Below are 23,253 nucleotides of genomic sequence, written 5' to 3'. Positions count from 1 at the left end.
CGAGTGAGTAAGATCCCTCAGAGACGATGAGGTTGATAGGTTCGGTGTGGAAGCGTGGTGACACGTGGAGCTTACGGATACTAATCGATCGAGGACTTAACTAAATTCTTTATTTGATGTCTTGTTTTCTCTTATTTAGTTTTTAAGGTATAAATTCAAAAAAACCTTGCATTTTTATTCAGAAATGCATATAATAAAACTTGTCCTTGTTTTTGAGGATTGTCTGGTAGCAATAGCGAAGAGGCTACACCTGTTCCCATGCCGAACACAGAAGTTAAGCTCTTCAGCGCCGATGGTAGTTGGGGCTTTGCCCCTGCAAGAGTAGGACGCCGCCAGGCACATGTAAAAAGGAGTTACGAAAATAATTCGTAACTCCTTTTTACAATTATATACGAAGTACATTGTTTTCGTTGAGCAATAAAAAGGGATGTGTCTCATATGTGATGAGGACATCCCTTTTTATTGTTTATGTTACTATGAAATTTGATTGCCATAGTACCTAATTAGCTACGTCTTATAAGTGCAGTATTGAAAATAGGCTTCCTACTCTACAGTTGCTAAGGGCGCTTTTTCTTTAGCTGTTAAGCTTCTGATTTATCAGCTTCTGTAATATTAAATTTAGTGCTTATCGAATCAGTGATGACAGTAATAGCTCCGTCACCAGTTACATTACATGCTGTTCCGAAACTATCCTGTGCTAAGTATAGTGCAATCATTAAAGATACCATTGTAGGATTAAAGTGCAGCATAACCTCTAATAATCCAATTGCGGCCATAACCGCTCCACCTGGAACTCCTGGGGCAGCTACCATTGTAACACCTAACATAAGTAGGAATGGTAAAATTGAGATAAATGAGACTGCTTCTCCTTGTAAAAATAAAACAGCAAGTGAACAGCTCATCAATGTAATTGTACTTCCAGATAGATGAATATTTGCTAATAATGGTACGGTAAAATCTGCGATATTTTTTCGAGCCTTTATGGTTTTCGTTCGTTCTAATGTTACCGGAATCGTTGCTGCTGATGATTGTGTTCCCAATGCAGTAAAATAGGCAGGAGTCATCTTTTTTAGCATAATGAATGGATTTTGTTTACTTAATGAACCAGCAACAGTATATTGAACGACTAAATATAAAATATGAAGTACGATAATCATAACAAACACTTTTGCAAAAACACTTAGAATCGTTGCAACTTGTCCTGCATGCGTCATATTGGCGAAAATACCAAAGATATGGAAAGGAAGTAACGGAATAATTACCTTTTCGATAACAAGTTGGACGATATCACGAAAGTCATTCGCTATATTTAGTAATGTATTACTTCTAACCGCTGCAATTCCAATACCGATAACAAATGAAAGCAATAATGCTGTTACAACCTCCATTGGTGGAGCCATATCAATTACAAAGAATGCTTCACTTAATCCAGCAGTAGGATCTGTAAATGCTTGAAGAGACTGACCACTTAGCATTGTGGGATAAAGACTTTTAGCAGTAAAGAAAGCAATGATTCCGGCAATGATTGTTGAAGTATACGCAAGGCCGGCAGTAACACTTAACAATTTTCCTGCACCACGTCCAACTTCTCCAATTCCCGGTGTGATGAAACCAAGGATAATAAGTGGGATAATGAAGCTCAGAAAGTTACCAAAGAGCCCATTAAATGTTGCAAAGAATTGTATAAGCCAATCATTACTGAAGGAACCAATGGCAATACCTAAAATAATGGCAGTAATAATTCGTGCGAGTAAACCAAATCGTTTCATTTTTGTTCCCCCTAAAGATATATATTTTTTTAGTATACACTAACTGATACAGTGAAGACCATACTATATAAAAAGTGGGATAATTCGCAATTAAACTACAATTTTAAAAGCGTACCAAAATGGCACGCTTTTTTTGCAGCTAAGTAAGTAGTAGGATACTTTCTTACTGCATCGTGAATTGCATTTTCCAAGCGAAATATCAGAGAATAATTCATGACATTTCATGCTGGAAATTATTGCTACAGAAGGCTTTATCTGATTAGCTCATCCCAAAGGGACCCATGCTTCCACTACTGCTATTATTTCCACTATTGCTGTTATTACCACCCATTCCACCAGACATGAATGGTAAGAATTTTTGAGCAACTTGACCAAGGTTTTGATTATTTCTTGTCATGGTATAATAGGTAGCTGCCCCAACGCCGACGGAAGCAAGAAGTGGTAACCAAGCACCGTTCTTTTGCATGTATCATCAACCCTTTCTGTCAAAGTATCAGACAATCTTAGGTTGACCGAAGCGAGCAAAAAAATCCTAGGAATCATATACCATATAAGACGCTTCAGTGGCTGCATTCATTCCGGCAAGCCTACCTGTTACAAGTGCTGAGGTGATATTGTAACCACCGGTATAGCCGTGAATATCCAATATTTCCCCGCAAAAATAAAGCCCATGCATTAATTTAGATTGCATCGTATTCGGTACAATTTCCTTAATGGTAACACCGCCACCTGTTACAAAGGCTTTCTCAAGCGGCAACGAACCATGCACATAGAAGTGAAAGTTTTTAATTGTGTGCACGATCGAGCGAACCGTTTCTTTTGACACATTCGCACACTTTTGCTCATCTGTAACATTGTTTTGTATAAGGATGTAGTTTAATAAACGTTCGGGTACAATTCCTTTTATCACATTTCTGAATGATTTTTTAGGACTTAATTCCATTGTTTCTAAAAGATGTTGTACCAATTTATCTTCGTCTTTATCAGGTAAAGCATCCAATAAAACGGGAACTTGTTTATTTCCCTTCATTAATTCTTTAACTACAAATTGAGAGCAACGTAATACCGCGGGTCCAGATACACCAAAATGGGTGAAGAGCATGTCCATTTGATGCGTGATAATAGGCTTACCTTTTTTGTTTAAAACAGATAAAGCAACGTTGCGTAAGGAAAGACCTTGCAGGCTTTTGTTTTGGATGAAAGGCTCTTTTGATGTCAGTGCAACCTCTGTAGGGTAAAGCTCTGTAATCGTATGTCCCGCCTTCTTCGCCCAAGCATAGCCATCACCTGTAGATCCGGTGTGAGGGACAGCTTTTCCGCCGGCTGCAATAACAATCGTTTTGGTGTTTATTTTTTCTCCATCTTCTAAGATAACCGTGTGTGTCGTGTTATCATAGTGTACAGCTTTGACTTTCGTGTTCATGTTTATTGATACATGTAAATCATTTAATTTATCGATAAGGGCATTAACAACGCTTTGTGCAGAGTTAGAAACAGGAAACATTCTGCCATGATCCTCTTCTTTCAATGCTACGCCCATATTTTCAAAAAAATCGATAATATCATAGTTATTAAAGATAGAAAATGCACTATATAGAAATTTCCCATTTCCGGGGATATGTTTAATCACTTCATCCTGCGGGAGTCTGTTTGTTACGTTACATCTGCCGCCACCAGAGATGGCAAGCTTTTTCCCGAGCTTTTTTCCTTTTTCAAGGAGCATTGTCTTTGCACCATGCTCGGCTGCTGATATGGCTGCCATAAGCCCAGATGGACCTCCGCCAATTACAATTACATCATATTTCAATTTGATTCATTCCTTTCCTATGTATATTACCACTTATACACTACATTTCGCCATAGATGACAGAATAAATTTGAAAAGCTCTTTAGAAAACTTCTGATCCTCTAAACCTTTATCTAAGCGAATGTATGAAAAAAAGAAAAGTTATTTACAGTCCTATTTGCCAAAAATTGATGATTCCAGACGAACATTATAGGAAGAAACTGCTGATTAAGTGTGGTAAAATGAAGATTGGTATTTTTTAAAAGAAGTTAGTTGTATTAGTAGAATGAAATTCGGAATGTAAAAAAGATGCGGGTGAAATAATGTCGAAAATTATAAGAGGTACGATGCTTCTAACAGGGGCGTCGTTTTTATCAAAATTTCTAGGAATGATTTATGTTATACCTTTTAATGTACTTGTTGGAGCTGTTGGTGGTGCATTATATGGTTATGCATATACGCCATATAGTATTTTCCTCAGTATATCAACAGTCGGAATACCATCAGCAGTTTCGAAATTTATATCTAAGTATAATTCGCTTGGTGATTATGAAACCGGGATGCGTATGTTTAGGCTTGCGAGCTTACTTATGCTTGGTACCGGGCTGTTTGCCTTTTTAATGTTGTATTTTAGTGCCGATTGGATTGCCGGATTCCAAATAAAAGGTGAGGATACACCTATTACGGCTGATGATGTAGCGTTTGTTACACGTATGGTCAGTATCGCTTTAATTATTATCCCTTCAATGAGTATTTTACGTGGTTTTTTTCAAGGGCATCAATCGATGGGCCCGACAGCTGTGTCACAGGTTGTCGAGCAAATTGTTCGAATTGGCTTTATCTTAATCGGAGCTTATATTATTATTCATCTTTTAGGTGGAACAATTGTGACAGCTGTAGGCTTCGCAACATTTGCAGCATTTATTGGTGCGGTTGGGTCTTGTCTAGTTTTGGCGATTTATTGGAAAAAACGCAAGCCTTTTATCAAGAAGCAAATTGCACAGCAAAAATATACGTATGCAATACCAACCAGAGATTTATTTAAAGAGCTGTTTCGTTATGCGGGTCCATTTGTTTTGGTTGGGCTGGCAATTCCGTTGTATCAGCTCGTTGATCAGTTTACATTTCAACCTGCGATGCTAGCTAGCGGTCGTGAGGATATATGGGTTTCAGCTGCTTCTGCAATAATGACTTACGGACATAAGGTTGTCATTATTCCAATGACAGTGGCAACCGGGCTTTCTTTAGCTATGTTGCCAAGTCTAACCGAGTCCTTTACGCAGAAAAACGAGGTCATGTATACGAAGCAGATTAACCAAGCGCTGCAAATAATTTTAGTGGTTGTTATTCCTGCTTCCGTTGGCATTGCGATTCTTTCCAACGAAGCATATGGTGCATTATATGGCATGGAGAATATTGGAGTAACAGGTTCATTGCTCGCATGGTATGCACCGGTTGCCTTGTTATTTGCTCTATTTACAGTGACAGCCGGAATTCTGCAAGGCATCGATCAGCAAAATTACGCAGTGTTAAGCTTAATGGCGGGTGTATTAGCAAAAGTATTACTCAATAGTCAGCTGATTCACGTATTTGGAGCAAAAGGGGCAATCTTTGGTACGGCGCTAGCGGCAGGAATTGCAGTTACGTTAAATCTTTGGCGTCTAAAAAAAGCCCTCAATTTTAAATTAAAACAAACCATTAAACGAACGATATTGATTGGAATTTTCACCCTAATCATGTGTATCGTTGTTTGGACATTGAAAGCTGTTATGGGACTTTTTCTTCCTTATGAGACATCACGTTGGGCTACGATTGTGATGCTTGGTATAGGTGCCGGCAGCGGTGCAATTGTTTATTTTGTATTAGCTTATAAATCAACCCTGCTTGAACATATATTTGGGGGCAGAATCCCTGTAGTGGGAAGATTTTTAGGAAGATAAAATAACTGTTTAAATGTGCCTCTAAAAGGAGAATAAAGATGCGACTCGATAAATTGCTATCCAACATGGGCGTTGGGAGCAGAAAAGAAGTTAAAGCGTTACTGAAGAAGAAACAAGTTACAGTTAATGGTATTGTTTCAAAAGATAGCGGTGAAAAGATAGACCCGAATAAAGATGAGATTGCTGTGAATGGGGAAATCATTCGTTACCAGCAGTATATTTATTTGATGATGAATAAAGCACCTGGCTATATTTCGGCGACAACCGATAAGCGAGAGAAGACGGTTATTGACCTCCTGGGAGAAGATGTGCAACATTTTAAGCCATTCCCTGTTGGCAGGCTGGATAAAGATACAGAGGGTCTTCTTTTGCTTACGAATGACGGAGAACTCGCTCATGAGCTTGTTTCGCCAAAGAAAGACATTGGTAAAACCTATTTTGCACGAATAAATGGAAAAGTAACTGTCGATGATACAGCTGTTTTCCGTGAGGGAGTTGTGCTTGAAGATGGTTATGAAGCAAAGCCTGGTGAACTTACTATTTTACAAAGTGATGCAATATCTGAAATTGAACTGACAATCACAGAAGGCAAATTTCACCAGGTGAAGCGGATGTTTGAAGCGGTTGGGAAGCGAGTTATATATTTAAAGCGCCTGCGCATGGGGGAACTTCAATTAGACCCAGATTTAAAGCTTGGCGCTTATCGTCCATTAACAGAAAGCGAATTAGCTTATTGTAAGTCATTAAAAAAATAAATGAGGGAATAGGGATGGCTCATTATTTTATTGCAATTCAACTGCCGAAGAGGCTACAAGCATATTTCACAAGCTGGCAAAATGAACTACAGAAGAAATTAGTGTATAAGCAATGGACACATCAGAAGGACTTGCATATCACACTACAATTTTTAGGTGAAGTGGACGATAATAGAATAAGGCAATTAACAAAAGCATTAGAGGAGATTGAACGTATATCTTCATTCGATATTGAGGTCGGTGGAGTTGGGGTATTTGGTAATCCGAATAAGCCACGTGTACTGTGGGCAGGGGTTAACAAGACAAATGCATTGGCACAGCTTCAAAGATACGTTGAATCGTGTACAATGACTGTCGGTTTTCCGAAAGAAACACGAGCGTATACCCCGCATATCACATTGGCAAAAAAATGGGACGGAACGGATAATCTAGGCAAAGATACCTTGAAAGATCTAAAGAATACGTGGAATGAAACGTGGTCAATAAGTGTCGCAGAAATAGTGTTAATTCGTATTCATCCCAAGCAAACTCCAAAATATGAAGTTGTAAAACGGTACTGTTTGCAGTAACGAGCAGGGACGATCTTGTAAAATCAAAGGAGGTGGTAGCAATCGCGCAGTTAATTAAGCTTCAGGATTATCTATCACGTTATGAATGGGATGCTTATCGTTATCCAACACAATATATCAGACTAAAAAAAGATAATTGGAATAAGCTATATTATATTTGGGAGAATCCAGAAAACGGGGAGTCGATCACGGGAACAGATGAAGCAGCTGAGCAGAATCGAAATGAGCGATCCGTATTTTCGAAGTTAAGAACAAAATTTAAACGAGGTAAAGATCTGGTGGAGGAAACGAAGCCGAAACAAGAAAGCAATCAATACGCTGATTTACCTGAATCGGAAGAGGAACTGAAGCACTATTTTTTAGATAAGCTGTTTCAATTCCAAATGAAGTGGGCCACTTCCACCATTACACACACATCAATAGTAGATAGAGAATATTATCAAGATCCACTATTACGCTATTTGCTGCAACGTTTTCCAGATACGTATTTGGTAATGTATTTTCCTGTTTTTGAGATAAAAAACGCACCAGTTGAAACGGAAATAATCTTGATTAGTCCTATTGGTATCGAGATTATCTATTTTGTCGAAAAACAAACTAGTGCGGTTATTATGGCCTGGGATGAACGAACATGGTTGGTTGAAGAAGAGAAGAAGCAAACGAAAATTTTAAGTCCAATTATTGCTTTAAAGCGCACTGAAAAACTTATTCGCAGTATCTTGCAAACTTATTCCATTGATTTTCCGATAGAAAAGACAGTACTATCGCGAACAAATTCAATCGTTTTTGCAACAGAGCCATATCAAACGAAGCTGGTTGACCAATCAAAATATCCAGATTGGTTTCAAGAAAAGCGGAGGCTAACATCTCCTTTAAAAAGCTCACAGCTGAAGGTTATAGAGGCTCTGTTAAAGCATTGCAGTTCAACCTCCTTCAGACGTCCAGAATGGGAAGTGGATACGAGTCCAACAATGATTGTTGATTTGGAGGAATAGTATATGTATATATTTATTATTAATCCAAAAGCAGGCTCTGGTCGGGCTCTAAAAGTATTTTCTGATATTCAGAACAGTGCTGTTTACAGGCAGATGGATAGTCAGTATTTCTTCACTGAGTATGAAGGTCATGGAGAAGCTATTGCAAGAAAGATTAGTGCAGACCCAGAAGGGAAAACCATTATCGTCGTTGGTGGCGATGGGACGATTCATGAGGTTATGAATGGCTTAATATCGACCGAAATTCGAATAGCCTTTATACCGGCTGGATCCGGGAATGATTTTGCTAGAGGTTGTGGAATTAAAGGAAAGCCAGAAGAAATATTACGAAAAATTATTGAACATAATATGGTACGCCCATATTGGATTGGAAATTACACAGCAGACGGGTATGGAGTGCGTAAATTTGTCAACAGTATCGGCTTTGGTTTTGATGCTGCAATCGCACACGCTGCAAATCAATCAAGTTATCGAAGGTTTTTGAACGCGCTTGGACTTGGAACGCTTAGTTATGTAATAGCATTGATATATGTTTTAATGTATTATAAACCAATGTCCATGGAGCTTGAAATCGATAATGAAAAACGAATACTAAAGGATTGCTGGATGGTGACAATTGCAAATCATCCTTATTATGGCGGCGGGATGAAGATTATACCTACTGCAGTAATACAACCGAATGTATTCCCATTATTAATTATCCATTCCATTTCGAAATGGAAGGTGCTTGCATTGTTTATAACCGTCTTCCTTGGTATACATACACGATTTAAAGAAGTGGAGATACTAGAAGCAACGACATTGAAAATAACTGCGGAAACGAGCATCCCTTTTCAAACGGATGGACAAACGGGAAAATGTTCTTCCAGTTTGATATCGAAGCAAAAGGAAGCAGTACATATTACTGGAATTGATGAAGCGTGGGCAAAATAAATAAAATTTATAGAAAAAGTTATTTGTGTTTTAATGGAAATCACTATAAAATGTATTATTGAATGCTAATTTTGAAAGATGTGAACGAATTATGATCGAGTGGCTTGGACAAGTATTAGGTGTTGGATGGAAAATAACACCGGCGGGCGGACTTACTGGGGATGCATATGTTGCAGAAAAGGATAATAGAAGACTTTTTCTGAAACGTAATTCATCTCCATTTCTTGCTGTATTATCTGCTGAAGGAATCGTTCCCAAGCTTATTTGGACAAAACGATTAGAAAATGGCGATGTTATTACGGCGCAGGAATGGCTTGAAGGAAGAGCACTAAAATCATATGAAATGCAGCATCAGCGAGTAGCGGATATATTGTATAAAATCCATCATTCGTCTGAACTGTTGCATATGCTTATGCGGATGGGGAAAAAGCCTGTCACGTCGGATGATAGTTTTAGCTATGTAAAGCAGCTATTAACATCTTTGGGTCTAATGAAGCATCAAGAAATTCAAGAGGCGATGAAGCATCTTGCACAGTTACTCCCAAAAACACGGAATCAAAACCTTGTCGTCTGCCATTGCGATATTAATCATAATAATCTTATTCTTACCGAGGACAGTGATGTTTTTCTAGTGGATTGGGATAATGCGATGATTGCAGACCCTGTGACAGACTTTGGTATGCTGCTTAAATGGTACATTCCAAAAGAGAACTGGAATGACTGGTTGTATAAATATGGGATTACTCCAGATAAAAACCTATTTGAGCGCATGTACTGGTATTTGGTGCAGGATGCACTTCGGTTCTTATGCTGGCATGCCGAGCGTGAAGAACCAGAGAAAATGGCGGAACGGTTACGCGATTTGAAGGAATTGAATGAGCATATTCGCCAATTTATTCTAAAGTAGTATGCTGTAAGGCTTTAATCCATTCATCCATATTTTTTTTGTGTGCTGTAATGTGATCTGGCATGTTTTGTGCGGACACACCTTGTCTGCCATAATGATAAATTTCTGGTAAGAGACTTAGCAGTTGTTCATTTGAAATGCTATTGTTTCTTACCATTGATTCAACTAAACGAATAATCTGCTCGTATTCACTGACACTAGCGCAGCAGTCAGCTTGCTGTTCATCTAAAATATCGTATAATAATGTTAATTGATTGTTAACAGAAAGCGTCATTGTAATCACCTCAAGGTTAGTTTAGTCTGTTTCATTTTTTCTATACACAAAAGCGGAAGCGCCCGATTAGCGAAGTGCGGACTGGGCGTGGCTTTTCATATTTCTATACAAAAAGTAATAAAGCGAGGGTTTAGACAATGCGTCAACGACATAAACCGTGGGCGGATGATTTTTTGCAGGAAAATAGCCAGCTTATTGTTCCAAATGCAATGGAGCATAAGGGGAAATGGCAACAACTCTTTAATAACGATCATCCGATTCACATTGAAGTGGGAACTGGTAAAGGCCAGTACATTGTAGGGATGGCTAAGCAGCATCCAGATATTAATTTTATTGGGATTGAAGTAGTGAAGAGTATTATTGTAACAGCGGGTCAGAAAGCGTTAGATGCAGAAGTGGATAATTTATTGCTATTAAATGTAGATGCTGCTGATTTACGAGAGATTTTTGCTGAAAATGAAATTGCAACGATTTATTTAAATTTCTCTGATCCATGGCCGAAAAATCGCCATGAGAAGAGAAGATTAACATATCATACATTTTTAGAGCAGTATAAAGAGATTCTTGATTCAACTGGCAAGGTTATTTTTAAAACAGATAATCGTGGTTTATTTGAATATTCCTTAGTCAGCTTCAATGCTTTTGGAATGAAGCTGGAAGAAGTGAACTTAGATCTTCATGCAATAAATGATCCATTGAATATCATGACAGAATATGAGGAAAAGTTCTCTTCGAAGGGACAAGTTATCTATCGCAGTAAAGCAAGCTTTTAATATACGAAAAAGGTCATCGCATGATATGGTGTGATGATTTTTTTGTTGTAATAATAGTAAGGAAATTAAGGCGAATTGTTTGCGTCGAATTGGAAGAAGGTTATCACTGTTCTCGTCGGTACGAGATTACAAACTCAGGTGGAAGGAATGGTATAACTGTTCGAGAAAACCAAACTATAGAGGTTACGGTTGAATGGGACGATAAAAGGGAGGTTTTTGAGTTAGTGGCAAAGGACTAAAAAATAGCTTGACATATTAGGCCTTTTCTTGCAATAATAGGTTTAACAATAAAATGAATTACCTTTAAATCAGTCCTGTGAGGCTGGTAAGGATGAGACGGATATGGATGCACAACTAGTGGCGGGCTAGGCCTGCTATCATGTGCTGCTAAAGCAAACACCTTACCAGTTCTTTTTGGCAAGGTGTTTTTTTATGTGAAAACACTGGAATTTTAAAAGGTAAACAGAGGAGAGAAAGAAATGAAACAGCGGGAGATACAAGTTGATGAACGGTTACCTTTATTACAAAGTTTGCCACTTAGTTTTCAGCACTTATTCGCAATGTTCGGTTCAACTGTATTAGTACCAATTTTATTTGGAGTCGATCCAGCAACAATCTTACTCATGAATGGAGTTGGGACATTACTATACATTTTGATTACAAAAGGAAAAATCCCGGCTTATTTAGGCTCTAGCTTTGCCTTTATTTCGCCAGTAACAGCAGTATTAACTGTTGGGGGAGGCTATGGAGCGGCACTAGGCGGATTCTTTGTTGTAGGGTTCGTGCTGGTTCTAGTCGGTATTATCGTGAAATATGCGGGTACTTCCTGGATTGATGTTATTTTTCCCCCGGCAGCAATGGGGGCTATCGTTGCGGTAATTGGATTAGAGCTGGTTCCAGTAGCAGCGGATATGGCTGGTCTATTACCGTCAGAAGGTGCAACAGATACGGCGGTTAACGTAACGGTTTCATTGCTGACACTAGGAGCGACCATAATTTATTGGGTAACAATGCGTGGTTTCTTGAAAATAATTCCGATTTTACTTGGAATTATAACTGGTTATATTATCGCAACACTATTCGGTATTGTTGACTATACAGCTGTAAAGGAAGCTGCATGGATTCAGATGCCTACGTACTACCAAATTGAGTTTAATTGGTCTGATATCTTAATTATTCTGCCGGCAGCGCTTGTACTTATACCCGAGCACATAGGTCATCTAGTTGTGACTGGAAATATTGTTGATAAAGATTTAACAAAGGATCCTGGCTTGGACCGCTCTTTATTCGGTAATGGTATTTCTACAATGCTCTCCAGTTTCTTTGGTTCCACTCCGAATACAACGTATGGTGAAAATATAGGGGTACTCGCGATTACTCGTGTCTATTCGACTTGGATAATTGGAGGGGCAGCAATCATTGCGGTAATTCTATCCTTCTGTGGAAAGCTCGCTGCACTTATTTCCTCGATTCCGACACCAGTAATGGGTGGGATTTCCTTGCTTCTTTTCGGAATCATCGCGGTTAGCGGACTTCGGATGTTAGTAGAACAGCAGGTTGATTATAATAACTCGCAAAATTTGATTCTGACTTGTGTTGTCCTAGCAATCGGAATTAGTGGTGCGTCAATTACAATCGGAACAGTAGCGTTAACAGGTATGGGTCTAGCGACAGTTGTAGCAATTGTGATCAGCTTACTGTTTAAATTGTTCAATACGCTTAAGTTATCAAATGAATAAATAGACATATTAAAGCTCTGCAGGAGACGATGAACTGCAGAGCTTTAATTTTCTGAGAATTGAGGAATGATATGGAACTTACTGGACCCCTGGTTTACCTGGTCTTGTAAGGTGGCGTTTATTTGTCCATAATCGATTATGATTCGTGTTTTCGGGAAATGTGTCTCCTGCATTTAATTCGACCTTCTGAGGGTCATTGACATTCCCACCAGTTTCGCCAATTTCGATATAAACCCCGTTATTCGGTGCTTTTTGTCCAGCTCGAAACTGTCTGCTTTCACCCATTTCTATACTCACCCCTTGATTTTTGTTTTTCTTATTATGATTATCTGCGGTTGCTTCATACATGGCAATATAAGGATAGACAATGTAAAGAAAAAGTGTGGATCCATTTGATGGACACACACTTACTAATTAAATCAGCTTAATAGGTCAATTAATTCGATTTTGGGGTTTTTATCTTGAAACCAATTTAATGAGAATTCGTTTCGGAATAAAACGAGTGGATTGCCGTGACGGTCTTTAACAAGTAAATTCCCGCTATCAAATAAAGATTCATCAACCTGATCTTCTTTTAACCAGCGGGGAATTCGCTCCCCAATTGATTCAAATAAAACCTCTGCATTATATTCATTTTGCATTCGATATTTAAATACGTCATATTGTAGCTCGCCTACAGCTCCTAAAATAAAGGAATCGGTAAGCCGGTCGCGGAATAATTGAATAGCTCCTTCTTGAACGAGCTGTTCGATTCCTTTTCTAAATTGCTTCGATTTCATAACGTTTTTTGCAGCCACTTTTTTAAATAATTCTGGAGGGAATACTGGCAGTTCGTCGTACTCGATTGTTTCCTTGCCAGCTATTAATGTATCACCGATTTGATAAGCATTTGGATCGTAAATGCCAATAATATCGCCCGCATATGCTTCCTCAACAGTTTCTCTAGTTGAAGCAACCATTTGTTGAGATTGGGAAAGTTTGAATATTTTCCCTGTTCGTGATAATTTGACGCTCATCCCACGTTCGAACTTCCCGGAGCAAACTCTTAAAAATGCAATTCGATCACGGTGAGCAGGATTCATGTTGGCTTGGATTTTGAAAATAAATCCAGAAAAATCTTCATGGTCTGGTTGGACAATTCCCTCTGTTGTCTTTCTAGGTGTTGGTGTTGGTGCCATCGAGATAAATGTATTGAAAAAGAGCTCGACACCAAATGGAGCAAGGGCGCTACCGAAAAAGACAGGTGTTTGCTCACCTTTCATGATTGCATCAAGTGAAAATTGATCGCCTGCTTCAGCGACTAATTCCAGCTCATCCTTGGCTGCTTCGTACGTCGGGTTCCTTGTCAGCTCCTTATGCTCGACATTATCTAATTCAGCATATGGAATATAGGTTTCTTCTTCATTGGTATGGTGCTTCACAAATTGCTTACCATAACGATCGAATATGCCAAGGAATTGTTTGCCCATTCCAACTGGCCAATTCATTGGATATGTTTCAATTTCAAGCACCTGCTCAATTTCCTCTAATAACTCAAGTGGTTCTTTACCTTCACGGTCTAATTTATTTATAAACGTAAATATAGGAATACCGCGCATACGGCATACTTTAAACAGCTTGATTGTTTGGGGCTCGATTCCTTTAGTGGAATCAATAATCATCACAACACTATCGACAGCTGTTAATGTGCGGTACGTATCTTCACTAAAATCCTCATGTCCAGGAGTATCGAGAATATTCACGTGATAGCCTTCATAGAAAAAGTTCATTACACTGGAGGTAACGGAAATCCCACGTTGTTTCTCGATCTCCATCCAGTCTGATGTTGCAAATTTCCCTGATTTTTTCCCTTTTACGGTACCAGCTGAACGAATCAGATTCCCATATAATAGCAGCTTTTCTGTCATTGTTGTTTTTCCTGCATCGGGATGCGAAATAATCGCAAATGTTTTTCGTTTTTTTACTTCTTCATGTATTGCCATTCCAATAATCCCTTCTGTTCTTAAAGATTCTTTTATCATACTATATGAAAGAGGTGCCTGTCACTGTTTGATTTTTAGCGATCGATGCAGCTTGAGTTTGATTAATTGCCGTTTACTTGTAAAATGCTGATAGTCCTTCTAAAGCTCATAATTATGGAGGGGAAAGATGATTGTTCTCTATTATAAGTGCAAAAAAAGAAGCCGCGTGTGTCGCGCTGCTTCTCGGATAACGTGTTATAAAATAAGTAAATAATATATTGTCACAGGTAAATAAATATGCTATACTAACTTAGTTATTAAATATCATTTTGTGATATCATAACTATCCAACTATATTATATCAAACAATTTCTGCTGTTGTCAACTAAAAAATGAAATTTATTGAGAGAGGGATGGATGCAATGAGTCACGATACTGAAAATCGCCAATATGAACAGCGTCGGGTTGAGAAGGTAGTAGAAGTGATCAACAATAAAGAAGAAAATCTTGAGGCACGATCTGCAGGATTAAAACAAAGCGTTGTTGAGCTGCGTAAAACATTTTGGGATGATGTAACGGTTAATCTTGAAGAAATGGATGATATCATAGAAACGCAGGAAAGTATTAAGCAGCAAGCTGCAATATTATCCCAGAAAGAGCAATTCCACGGGAAAATAAGTGCAGAAATACAAACATTACAAAGACTCAGGAACGCTCCTTATTTTGGGCGATTTGATTTTATTGAAGAGCCAGGAACTGAGAAAGAGTCGCTTTATATAGGAATAGCCTCGTTGATGGATCAAGATGAAGAGGACTTTCTTGTGTATGATTGGCGTGCACCGATCTCGAGTCTATACTACGATTTCTCTCCAGGACCAGCCCATTATCAAACATTGGATAGCACTATATCTGGTGAAATGACATTGAAACGGCAATTCATTATAAAACAAGGTGTCATTGAGGGGATGTTTGATACAGGCATTACAATCGGTGATGAGCTACTTCAGCAAGCGTTGGGGAATAATGCGAGTACGTCTATGAAAAACATTGTAGCAACAATACAGAAAGAACAAAATAAAATTATTCGAAATGAGCGTAGTAAGCTTTTAATCGTTCAAGGGGTAGCAGGAAGCGGAAAGACGTCTGCAGCTTTACAGCGAATTGCATATTTAATGTATCGCTACCGCGAGGAGTTACATGCAGATAATATTGTATTATTTTCACCGAATCCGTTATTTAGCAGTTATATTTCCAATGTGCTTCCTGAGTTAGGCGAAACGAATGTTAGACAAATGACGTTTTTGGATTACTTAAAAAATGGAATTGGCGGCAACCTTACAATTGAATCACCGTTTGAGCAGATGGAATATGTATTAACGCAAACAGAGAGTGAACATTATCCTATTCGAATGAAGAATATGGATTATTTATCGACCATTGATTTTATGCAGTTAATTGATGCTTTTACTTCGGATCTGAATGGTAGCGGTATTCAATTTAAACCTATTAAATTTCGTGGAAGAACACTCATCGATCAGGGGCAAATCGGAGAATATTTTTATTCCTTGGATAAAGAGATAGCAATCCCAAATAAGATGGAAATGGTATCGAAATGGTTGCTGCAGGAACTAAGTAAATATCAGCAGCAGGAAATTGCTGAGGACTGGGTAATGGAGCAAATCGAATTGCTGGATAAAGAGGATTATATGCGTGCATATCAGCGAGCAGAAGAAAAGATGCAATCGAGTACAGTTCAAGATGAAGAGAAAATATTAAGAAGATATATGGTGAAGCGTTTTTTTCAACCGCTGAAAAAACGTGTGAAGCAGTTCGCGTTTGTAAATATATTAGCCACTTATCAACAGTTGTTTACTGAATGGAATACAAAAGAGCTACCAAACAATTGGCAGGATATCCGTGCCCAAATTGCAACGGATTTATCTCAGAAGTTTCTAACGTGGGAGAATGCTACACCATATCTCTATTTTAAAGGGAGATTGCTAGGGGACAGTGCCGATCGTTCTGTCCGGCAGTTGATTATCGATGAAGCACAGGATTACTCTGCCTTTCAATTTGCCTATATTAAGCATCTTTTTCCTTATACGAGAATGACACTATTAGGAGACGTTAATCAAGCTATTTATACGCATGTTGCGAAAGAAAACCCGCTCATACCAGTGGAGCATGTAGAAAGCCATGAACGAATTACACTGACAAAAAGCTATCGTTCAACAAAACAAATTGTTGATTTTACAACGTATTTTGCACCTGGCCATGAACCAATTGAACCGTTTAATCGTGAAGGAAGTAAGCCAGAACTGATCAACCTGCAAAATGAAAATGAATGGATGACAACTGTATTGACGTGTGTGGAGGAGCAATTGAAGAAGGGGAACGAGACAATTGCATTAATATGTAAGACATTAGAGGAAAGTGAACAGATTTATCATTTATTACAAGATAAGCTACCCATCCATTTGGTAAATGAAGAAACCTATACATTTGAAAAAGGTGTGCTTGTTTTGCCAATCTATTTGGCGAAGGGAATTGAATTTGATGCTGTCATCATACCTGATGCATCAGCAGATCACTATTCATTGGAATCGGATAAATCCTTATTTTATACTGCCTGTACAAGGGCAATGCATGCTTTGACAATACTCTGTCGACAAGAGATATCTCCTTTTATCAAACTTGTTCCGAAAGAGTTGTATGATGTGAAGGAATAAAGGGAATCGCGCTGTTCGTCGCATAACGAATAGTGCGGCTATTCCTTGTTTCGATAGTATAATGGATGAAACTCTTTTCCTATTGTGCTATATTAAACAATTGAGGAACGAGGATTCAGTAATACAGATAGAAGCCCTTAGGAAGAGGAGAGAAAGACCTTGGTCTTATATACAGTAAAAAAGGCATTGAATAACAATGTGTTGATTGCAAGTGATGACGAGGGGCAGGAAGTAGTTTTAATTGGGAAAGGTATCGGATTTAACCGGAAAAAGAATGATACAATTACGGAGGATGCGATTGAAAAGCTATTTGTATTAAGAAATGAAAGGGAACAAGCAAATTATATTAAGCTTTTGCCTCAGGTGGATGAAGCGGTATTAAAAACGATTATTGAATCAATTAATATCATTCAAGCAAGATCAAATACACCTTTACATGAAAAGGTGCATGTTGCACTCACGGACCACACCGCATTTGCAATTACGCGTTTATTAAAAGGAATGGCGATTAAAAATCCGTTTTTAAAAGAAACAAAAGCGCTTTATCCTGCAGAATATGAAATTGCCGCTGATGTTGTTGATTATATTAATCAATCGCTGCAGGTCGAACTGCCAGAAGGGGAAATTGGTTTTATTGCATTGCATATTCATAGTGCAATTACAGATAAAGCAATTGCTGATTTAAATAAATATTCTCAGCTTGTGACGAAACTGATTAATGTGATTGAAGACCAATTAGAAATACAGATTGATAGAGAAAGCATTCATTACCTACGTCTTGTAAGGCATTTGCGTTATACAATTGAACGAATAACTAACAATGAGTTTATTGAGGAACCAGAAAAAATAGCAAACCTCTTGAAAACGGAATATCCAGTATGCTATAATCTTGCATGGAAGCTAATTAAAATTATGCAACAAACACTAAATACTTCTGTTTACGATGGAGAAGTTGTTTACTTAACGATGCATCTCCAGCGGCTAAACAATAAAATAGATTAATGCTATCTTACGTGTTACTGATTCGATCAGGCATGAGTTGAGATAATCACATGAATAAATGACAAGGGTTACAAGCTCCTTGCCATTCGTTTATCGTGATCTCTACTCATGTCTTTTTTGTTCTTCAAAAGTGTTTGTTGGATAGTAAAAATTGGAGGAGGATAACAATGTTTAAAAAGGCTTTTGGTGTGTTGCAGAAAGTCGGAAAAGCGTTAATGCTGCCGGTAGCATTGCTACCAGCTGCTGGTCTTTTGCTTGGGATAGGTAATGCAATGCAGCAGGATACCATGCTAAATTACCTTCCGTTTCTAAGCGCTGATTGGATTCAATTAGTCGCTTTAGTTATGGAAGATGCCGGAAATATTATTTTCGCGAATCTCGCACTTATCTTTGCAGTTGGTGTTGCAATCGGACTTGCTGGTGATGGAGCAGCTGCTTTGGCAGCAATTGTTGGTTACCTTGTCTTAAATCAAGTAATGGGATCGTGGTTGGCAGTTACGCCAGAAATGATTGAAAGTGACCCAGGATTTGCGGCGGTGCTAGGAATACCTACGCTGCAAACAGGAGTTTTTGGTGGTATTGTCGTCGGGTTAATCGCGGCGTTTTGTTATAATCGCTATCATGATATTGAAATGCCATCATTCCTTGGCTTCTTTGCAGGGAAGCGGTTTGTGCCAATAATGACAGCGGCAGTATCCTTTGTTGCAGGCTTAGTACTATTATTCATCTGGCCGCCTGTACAAGAGGCAATGAACAGCGCATCTTACTGGTTAATTGAAGAAGGTACGTATTTAGCGGTATTTTTCTTTGGTTTTATTAAACGTTTATTAATTCCATTTGGATTGCATCATATTTTCCATGCACCATTCTGGTATGAGTTTGGTGCATATACAACAGCTGCAGGAGAAATTGTCCGTGGTGATATGACGATTTTCTTTGCGCAGTTAAGAGATGGTGTGGAAATTACTGCTGGTAATTTCATGGCTGGTGAATTCCCAATTATGATGTTCGGTCTGCCGGCAGCAGCGCTTGCAATGTACCACGCTGCACGTCCAGAAAGGAAAAAGTTAGTGGCAGGTCTTCTTGCATCTGGTGCATTAACATCGTTCTTAACCGGTATTACTGAACCACTTGAGTTCTCGTTCATGTTTGTATCACCACTGTTATTCGTACTGCATGCATTCTTAGATGGGTTATCATTTGTACTCATGACATTTTTAGGTGTTAATATCGGTTATACGTTCTCAGGTGGAGCCATTGACTTTGCGTTATTTGGTATTTTACCTGGACAAGAGCCATGGTGGCTCGCGATATTAGCTGGTCTTGTGTTTGCCGTTATTTATTACGTCTTATTCCGTTTCTTCATTAAAAAATTCAATCTAATGACTCCAGGTCGTGAAAAGGTTGAGGAGCAGGACGAAAGTGAAGCAGCAGATGCTGGTGAACTTGCTTATAATGTATTGGAAGCGATGGGCGGACAAGAAAACATTACGCATTTAGATGCATGTATTACGCGTTTGCGTGTCTCTGTAGGCAGTGTAGCGAATGTTGATAAAGGTAAATTGAAAAAGTTGGGAGCTGCTGGTGTACTTGAAGTAGGTGATAATATTCAAGCAATATTTGGACCACGATCTGATATCATTAAAAGTCAAATGCAGGATATAATATCAGGAAAAACACCACGTCCTGTAAAAGTCGAAGAAAATAAAGCTAGTGAGGCAGCTGTAAAAACTGACTTCGATGAAAGAATTGTCTCACCAATGAAAGGCGAAATCATTTCCATCACAGAAGTACCGGATGAAGTTTTTTCTGGAAAAATGATGGGTGATGGTTTTGCGATTGTTCCAGAAGAAGGTACTGTTGTTTCACCAGTAAACGGTAAAATCATGACTGTATTTCCTACGAAGCATGCAATCGGCATTCTATCCGATGGTGGAAAAGAAATTCTGATTCATGTAGGTCTTGATACGGTCAATCTACAAGGTGAAGGGTTTGAAACGCTCGTTGGTGAAGGAGATATTGTCGAAGCTGGACAAGCTATATTAAAAGCAGACCTTGACGTTATTGGCAGAAAGGCAAAATCCATTGTAACACCGATTGTATTTACAAGTGTTCCTGATGGACAAGCGATAGCAGTTCCGGAAAAAGCAAATGTAAAAGCTGGAGATACGATTGCTTAATATGAAATATAACCCCCTTGCTACTACGTTAAAATGTAGCTAGGGGGTTTTTGCATGATGAAGCGATTGCTATGCCATTAGGATCTAATTCAATGAGTTTGAAAAGTAAGTGCAATTGAAAGCCCGAAAACCAGCAAATTTAAGTTTATTGGTCACTTATAGATGTGATGAAAGCCCAAAAAGCAGTAAATCTAAGTTTATTGGTCACTCATAGGTGTGATGAAAGCCCAAAAAGCAGTAAATCTAAGTTTATTGGTCACTCATAGATGAGATGAAAGCCCAAAAAGCAGTAAATCTCAGAATATCGGTCACTCATAGATGTGATGAAAGCCCAAAAAGCAGTAAATCTAAGTTTATTGGTCACTCATAGATGTGATGAAAGCCCAAAAAGCAGTAAATCTAAGTTTATTGGTCACTCATAGATGTGATGAAAGCCTAAAAAGCAGTAAATCTAAGTTTATTGGTCACTCATAGGTGTGATGAAAGCCCAAAAAGCAGTAAATCTAAGTTTATTGGTCACTCATAGATGTGATGAAAGCCCGAAAAGCAGTAAATCTCAGAATATCGGTCACTCATCGGAAGAATGAACACCTCAACAGCAGAAAACCCCAGCAGTTTAGTCACTTAATAAAAATAACAGCATCTTATTAATCACAATAGTCAAGAAAAATACAATTCCAATGCCGCTTTTTCCGATGGTGTGCAGGGAAAGTGCAGCTAAGACGAATATAGTAAACTGAAGTATAAGCTTTATTGAAAAAGGAAGTTTAATTGCTGCTTTTGGGGAAAGGTTCAATCCCCAGAACGTTGCGATGAAGGAGGGAATTCCGATACCAAATAAAATTTAAAAATAGGGGCTTCATAAGTTGGAAGCCCAAAATGGAAAAGGCAACAAGCGCAAATAATTCCAATAAAAATAGAATACTTTATAAAACATATGGCATGATGGTCATTGACGCAACTCCTCATATATGAAATTTTTAAGGAGGCAACGATCAACTATTTAACCTTAGCTTTCTTTCCATTTTGCTCACGTAAGTTTTCAGTTGATCGGCAGGATATAAAACGGAATCACCATGACATACTTCTAACCGTTCTGGCTGTAATTGCTCTAGAATTGTGCTGCTTTTTACGGCTTCATGCATATCACCTGTAAAAAGAGCCATTGGTTGTTGAATCATTCCACGCTTTGATGTAAAAAGATCCCCAGCCAATAATACATTATCTGCTTCGTGATAATAGACGACCCAATGCGAGATGCTCGTCTTTTATTGAGGTTCCCATCATATATATAAAACGGGGGTGAGGCGTTGGCAAAGCAGATTTTTTCGATTCTGTTAGTTGCTGCAACGTATATTGGCACGATTGTTGGAGCGGGGTTTGCAACGGGGAAGGAAATTGTTACATTTTTTAGTGTGCACGGTACATTTGGAGCAATCGGGATTGTTATCACGGGCTTTTTATTTATCTTTGTCGGCACGAAAATTATGATTATATCTGCTCGCATTGGGGCTTACTCGTATCAGGATTTAAATGTATATTTATTTGGTTCAAAAGGCGGCAAGTTCGTTAATATATTTATGTTTATTGTTGTCATTTGCGTCACCTCGGTTATGCTTTCGGGAGCTGGAGCGGTTTTCCACGAACAGCTTGGTCTTTCTTTCCAATTCGGAATTATAATAACGATTATTCTTTGTTATATTGTCGTGTTAAAAGGAATGAGGGGTATTTTTGCAATTAATTCCTATATTGTTCCACTAATGATTTTATTTAGTCTGTTTGTATTTATCTCTATTTTTAGTGGGAAAACAGATGGTCTGGTTGGACAAGTGATGGCAATCCTTCATTCAGAAAGCTGGGAGTGGATTATTTCACCACTAACTTATTCTTCGTTTAATTTAATGACAGCACTTGTTGTGCTTGTGCCTTTAGGGAATGAGATTCGAGATGAGCGTATTTTAAAATGGGGCGGATTTTTAGGTGGATTCGGTCTATTTCTCATATTAATCATGAGTCATTTTTCATTGTCTGCTTTTCCAGCGACATTCTCATATGATATTCCGATGGCGGAAATCGTTAAGTTATTTGGGACTGTGCTTCATGTCTTTTTTCTGCTCATTATTTTTGGGGAGATATTTAATACCGTTGTTGGGAATGTCTTCGGAATCACGCGGCAATTAAAGGCAGCATTTGGTCTGCGTTATCAGCATGCGGTCTTACTTATTCTGTTTGTTATTTTTGTTATAAGCCAAGCGGGTTATGGGAAATTACTGACCGTTCTCTATCCGTTATTTGGCTATCTGGGATTGTTTATGCTCTTTTTATTGATTGTTAAGCGGATGCCGGAGAAGTGAAATCCTTAATTAATTGATGCGAGCAGGGATGAAGTCCAGGAGGCGAGTCCCTGCTTTATTTCTAGATGATTTTACAAAAATAATTCCATATCATAGATGGGGAGGGGACGTATTAGCATTCATTCCATGGATTGCTGTAACCTTTGGAGTTTCTCTAACAAATCGTTATACGTTTTCTTACCTAATTCATGTTCCGCCTTTTCTTGCAATTCTAACCAAATGGGAGTTGCTTCTTCTATTTTGCTAAGTCCCATTTCGGTTATCGAAACGAATTTAGTTCTTGAATCATTTTTATCTCTTGTAATGTTTACATATCCATCTTTCTTTAATATGTTCACATTACGAGTAATGGTAGATTGGTCAAGCAACATGATGTCTCCCAGCTTGCTAATGGAAATTTCTCGATGGCGAGCGATGTTTACTAGCATATAGTATTGCGTGATTTTTAAACCAGTCGATGCCATTTGCTTTTCATAAACTTGTGTAACGATTCGCGCTGCCTTTCTAATATTGGCACAAGCGCAGGTCTGAATAATAAAATCCAACTCATTGTCTAGATTTTTCATAAAGTAGATCTCCTTTCAATC

The 23,253-nt window shown here is 38.4% G+C and carries 21 protein-coding genes and 2 rRNA genes; 14 read left to right on the top strand and 9 right to left on the bottom strand.

What is annotated here, in order from left to right:
• Both D1B32_RS21285 and rrf read left to right on the top strand, forming a co-directional pair.
• Window positions 1-104: ribosomal RNA gene (locus D1B32_RS21285) — 23S ribosomal RNA — on the top strand; the annotation flags it as partial.
• Window positions 105-222: 118 nt separating this feature from the next.
• A 5S ribosomal RNA gene (gene rrf / locus D1B32_RS21280) occupies window positions 223-338 on the top strand.
• Between the two features lie 243 nt (window positions 339-581).
• Here rrf and D1B32_RS21275 read toward each other — a convergent pair.
• The 3 genes from D1B32_RS21275 to D1B32_RS21265 form a co-directional block, all read right to left on the bottom strand.
• On the bottom strand, window positions 582-1,769 hold the full coding sequence (locus D1B32_RS21275) for a dicarboxylate/amino acid:cation symporter (RefSeq protein WP_095307626.1): 1,188 nt from the start codon (window positions 1,767-1,769) through the stop codon (window positions 582-584).
• Between the two features lie 259 nt (window positions 1,770-2,028).
• Window positions 2,029-2,235: a hypothetical protein gene (locus D1B32_RS21270; RefSeq protein ID WP_095307624.1), complete on the bottom strand. Its 207-nt coding sequence runs from the start codon at window positions 2,233-2,235 to the stop codon at window positions 2,029-2,031.
• Window positions 2,236-2,301: 66 nt separating this feature from the next.
• On the bottom strand, window positions 2,302-3,576 hold the full coding sequence (locus D1B32_RS21265; RefSeq protein WP_118890388.1) for a BaiN/RdsA family NAD(P)/FAD-dependent oxidoreductase: 1,275 nt from the start codon (window positions 3,574-3,576) through the stop codon (window positions 2,302-2,304).
• Between the two features lie 302 nt (window positions 3,577-3,878).
• Between D1B32_RS21265 and D1B32_RS21260 the strand changes: the two genes are divergently transcribed.
• The 6 genes from D1B32_RS21260 (at window position 3,879) to D1B32_RS21235 (ending at window position 9,654) form a co-directional block, all read left to right on the top strand.
• On the top strand, window positions 3,879-5,495 hold the full coding sequence (locus D1B32_RS21260) for a putative polysaccharide biosynthesis protein (protein WP_095307619.1): 1,617 nt from the start codon (window positions 3,879-3,881) through the stop codon (window positions 5,493-5,495).
• Between the two features lie 38 nt (window positions 5,496-5,533).
• Window positions 5,534-6,250 (top strand): pseudouridine synthase, encoded by a 717-nt coding sequence (locus D1B32_RS21255; protein WP_095307617.1) that lies wholly within the window; start codon window positions 5,534-5,536, stop codon window positions 6,248-6,250.
• Between the two features lie 14 nt (window positions 6,251-6,264).
• On the top strand, window positions 6,265-6,819 hold the full coding sequence (gene thpR, locus D1B32_RS21250) for an RNA 2',3'-cyclic phosphodiesterase (RefSeq protein ID WP_095307615.1): 555 nt from the start codon (window positions 6,265-6,267) through the stop codon (window positions 6,817-6,819).
• 32 nt (window positions 6,820-6,851) lie between these two features.
• Window positions 6,852-7,814 carry an NERD domain-containing protein gene (locus tag D1B32_RS21245; protein WP_316246671.1) on the top strand — a complete coding sequence of 321 codons (963 nt, stop codon included), beginning with the start codon at window positions 6,852-6,854 and terminating at the stop codon, window positions 7,812-7,814.
• A 3-nt stretch (window positions 7,815-7,817) separates the two neighbouring features.
• Window positions 7,818-8,747, top strand: a complete 930-nt coding sequence (locus D1B32_RS21240; RefSeq protein WP_118890387.1) for a diacylglycerol/lipid kinase family protein — start codon at window positions 7,818-7,820, stop codon at window positions 8,745-8,747.
• 91 nt (window positions 8,748-8,838) lie between these two features.
• Window positions 8,839-9,654: a phosphotransferase family protein gene (locus D1B32_RS21235; RefSeq protein WP_095307611.1), complete on the top strand. Its 816-nt coding sequence runs from the start codon at window positions 8,839-8,841 to the stop codon at window positions 9,652-9,654.
• Here the strand turns inward: D1B32_RS21235 and D1B32_RS21230 are convergent.
• Complete coding sequence (locus tag D1B32_RS21230) at window positions 9,641-9,928, bottom strand: YtzH-like family protein (RefSeq protein ID WP_095307609.1); 288 nt, start codon at window positions 9,926-9,928, stop codon at window positions 9,641-9,643. The genes D1B32_RS21235 and D1B32_RS21230 overlap by 14 nt on opposite strands.
• A gap of 137 nt (window positions 9,929-10,065) precedes the next feature.
• Here D1B32_RS21230 and trmB point away from each other — a divergent pair, with 137 nt between their 5' ends.
• Together trmB and uraA are read left to right on the top strand one after the other, a co-directional pair.
• Entirely contained in the window at window positions 10,066-10,701 is a 636-nt protein-coding gene (gene trmB, locus D1B32_RS21225) for a tRNA (guanosine(46)-N7)-methyltransferase TrmB (RefSeq protein WP_095307608.1), read from the top strand.
• A gap of 479 nt (window positions 10,702-11,180) precedes the next feature.
• Complete coding sequence (gene uraA / locus D1B32_RS21215) at window positions 11,181-12,440, top strand: uracil permease (RefSeq protein WP_095307605.1); 1,260 nt, start codon at window positions 11,181-11,183, stop codon at window positions 12,438-12,440.
• 78 nt (window positions 12,441-12,518) lie between these two features.
• Here the strand turns inward: uraA and D1B32_RS21210 are convergent, their stop codons facing one another.
• Together D1B32_RS21210 and D1B32_RS21205 are read right to left on the bottom strand one after the other, a co-directional pair.
• Window positions 12,519-12,725: a YjzC family protein gene (locus D1B32_RS21210; RefSeq protein ID WP_095307602.1), complete on the bottom strand. Its 207-nt coding sequence runs from the start codon at window positions 12,723-12,725 to the stop codon at window positions 12,519-12,521.
• Between the two features lie 134 nt (window positions 12,726-12,859).
• Window positions 12,860-14,422, bottom strand: a complete 1,563-nt coding sequence (locus D1B32_RS21205; protein ID WP_118890385.1) for a peptide chain release factor 3 — start codon at window positions 14,420-14,422, stop codon at window positions 12,860-12,862.
• Window positions 14,423-14,823: 401 nt separating this feature from the next.
• Here D1B32_RS21205 and helD point away from each other — a divergent pair, with 401 nt between their 5' ends.
• The 3 genes from helD to ptsG all read left to right on the top strand — a co-directional run bounded on the left by helD (window position 14,824) and on the right by ptsG (window position 20,312).
• On the top strand, window positions 14,824-17,130 hold the full coding sequence (gene helD / locus D1B32_RS21200; protein WP_118890384.1) for an RNA polymerase recycling motor HelD: 2,307 nt from the start codon (window positions 14,824-14,826) through the stop codon (window positions 17,128-17,130).
• 159 nt (window positions 17,131-17,289) lie between these two features.
• A complete protein-coding gene (glcT, locus tag D1B32_RS21195; RefSeq protein ID WP_118890383.1) occupies window positions 17,290-18,132 on the top strand; it encodes a glucose PTS transporter transcription antiterminator GlcT in 843 nt (280 codons plus the stop codon).
• A gap of 167 nt (window positions 18,133-18,299) precedes the next feature.
• A complete protein-coding gene (ptsG, locus tag D1B32_RS21190; protein ID WP_118890382.1) occupies window positions 18,300-20,312 on the top strand; it encodes a glucose-specific PTS transporter subunit IIBC in 2,013 nt (670 codons plus the stop codon).
• A 616-nt stretch (window positions 20,313-20,928) separates the two neighbouring features.
• Here ptsG and D1B32_RS24635 read toward each other — a convergent pair.
• Both D1B32_RS24635 and D1B32_RS21180 read right to left on the bottom strand, forming a co-directional pair.
• Entirely contained in the window at window positions 20,929-21,144 is a 216-nt protein-coding gene (locus D1B32_RS24635; RefSeq protein ID WP_392391132.1) for a DUF2568 domain-containing protein, read from the bottom strand.
• Window positions 21,145-21,307: 163 nt separating this feature from the next.
• Entirely contained in the window at window positions 21,308-21,526 is a 219-nt protein-coding gene (locus D1B32_RS21180) for an MBL fold metallo-hydrolase (protein ID WP_187393188.1), read from the bottom strand.
• A 96-nt stretch (window positions 21,527-21,622) separates the two neighbouring features.
• Here D1B32_RS21180 and D1B32_RS21175 point away from each other — a divergent pair, with 96 nt between their 5' ends.
• On the top strand, window positions 21,623-22,666 hold the full coding sequence (locus tag D1B32_RS21175) for a YkvI family membrane protein (RefSeq protein ID WP_095307590.1): 1,044 nt from the start codon (window positions 21,623-21,625) through the stop codon (window positions 22,664-22,666).
• Between the two features lie 119 nt (window positions 22,667-22,785).
• On the opposite strand, the gene D1B32_RS21170 is transcribed toward D1B32_RS21175, so the two are convergent.
• A complete protein-coding gene (locus D1B32_RS21170; RefSeq protein WP_095307589.1) occupies window positions 22,786-23,232 on the bottom strand; it encodes a MarR family winged helix-turn-helix transcriptional regulator in 447 nt (148 codons plus the stop codon).
• Window positions 23,233-23,253: the final 21 nt, after the last annotated feature.

This window comes from Oceanobacillus profundus (assembly GCF_003515705.1).
Classification (GTDB): Bacteria; Bacillota; Bacilli; order Bacillales; family Amphibacillaceae; genus Oceanobacillus; species Oceanobacillus profundus.
The sequence above is the reverse complement of the archived record's forward strand: the minus strand, read 5'-3'. Positions and strand labels throughout refer to the sequence as shown.